This is a genomic window from Corynebacterium evansiae, assembly GCF_027570065.1.
GTDB lineage: Bacteria > Actinomycetota > Actinomycetes > Mycobacteriales > Mycobacteriaceae > Corynebacterium > Corynebacterium evansiae.
In genome coordinates this window covers 1-1423 of record NZ_JAKMUT010000020.1, presented here as the reverse complement: position 1 = coordinate 1423, position 1423 = coordinate 1, and the positions used below count along the sequence as shown (strand labels likewise).

The window sequence follows — 1423 nt, the reverse complement described above, 5'->3', positions numbered from 1 at the left end:
GGTTGCGTCCCTTAGTGTGGTGTAACGCTTGCTGATGGTGGGTCCCGGAAAGTAGTGGGCGGCCACCGCCAGTTAGCCTTTCGACTCAACTACCACATCTCACCGAAAGGCCTATGACGATGACCGCTGCACCGTATTCTATCGACCCGACAACCTATCTGGATGATTTGCTGGCCCAAGCGTCTCCGGATTTGATGCGCCAGATGCTGCAAGGGTTTATCAACCAGATCCTCTCCGCCCAGGCTGACACCGTCTGCGGCGCCGAATACGGAGTTGTATCCACCGAGCGGGTCAACCACCGCAACGGGTATCGCCACCGCGACCTTGACACCCGTGTCGGCACGATCGACGTGGCGGTGCCGAAACTGCGCCACGGCGCGTTCTTCCCAGACTGGCTGTTAGAGCGCCGCTCACGAGCAGAACGAGCCTTATCGACTGTGATCGCCACGTGCTACCTTAAAGGGGTTTCCACCCGCAGGATGAATGATCTGGTGGCTACGCTTGGGATTTCCAGCATGTCGAAATCGCAAGTCTCACGCATGTCAGAAGAACTCGACGACATGGTCGCAGACTTCAAAAACCGCCCACTAGACCCCGGCGGGTACGCCTTTTTATCGTGCGATGCGCTCACGATCAAAGTCCGTGAAGGCGGCCGGGTGGTCAAATGCTCAGTGCTGCTTGCCACCGGAGTCAACGCCGACGGGTATCGCGAAATGCTCGGCATGCACGTCGCCACCGCGGAATCCAACGCGTCGTGGAAAGGCTTCTTCCAGGACTTAAAAGCCCGCGGACTTACTGGGGTATTCCTTATCACAAGTGATGCCCACGAAGGCATCCAGCACGCCATTTCCGAAGTGCTGCCCAATGCGTCGTGGCAGCGGTGCCGCACCCATTTCGCGAAGAACCTCTACGAAAAGGTCCCGAAAACACAATGGCCGATGGTCTCTGCGATGTTCCAGACAATCTTCCAGCAACCTGACGCCACATCCACTTGGGCTCAAGCCCGCGAAGTTGTCGACCTACTGGAGCCGAAATTCCCTCACGTCGCGGCGTATTTGGAGGAATCACTCGATGAAGTACTGGCGTTTACCGCAGCGCCGAAACCAGTCTGGACGAAGGTGTGGTCAAACAACCCCACAGAACGGTTAAACCGTGAGATCCGCCGGCGCACCGACGTCGTCGGCATTTTCCCAAACCGTGAATCCATCATCCGGCTTGTCGGTGCGGTCCTAGCCGAGCAACACGACGACTGGATCCAACAAAAACGCTACATGTCACTGACCGCACTCGAACACACCAAGCACCTCATGCACCACCCAGGAGAACATCGTGACGACCACCACCAGCTAACCGCCTAACCAAGCCCCGAACTTCATATCGAGCCGAAAGCACAAACGGCTACACCACTACACCGGACTTGACC

General features: G+C 57.4%; 1 protein-coding gene. It reads left to right on the top strand.

The window, feature by feature from the left end; all coding sequences use genetic code 11:
- Positions 1–119: 119 nt before the first annotated feature.
- Positions 120–1358: an IS256-like element IS3506 family transposase gene (locus tag L8V00_RS09955; RefSeq protein ID WP_192817224.1), complete on the top strand. Its 1239-nt coding sequence runs from the start codon at positions 120–122 to the stop codon at positions 1356–1358.
- Positions 1359–1423 lie beyond the last annotated feature (65 nt).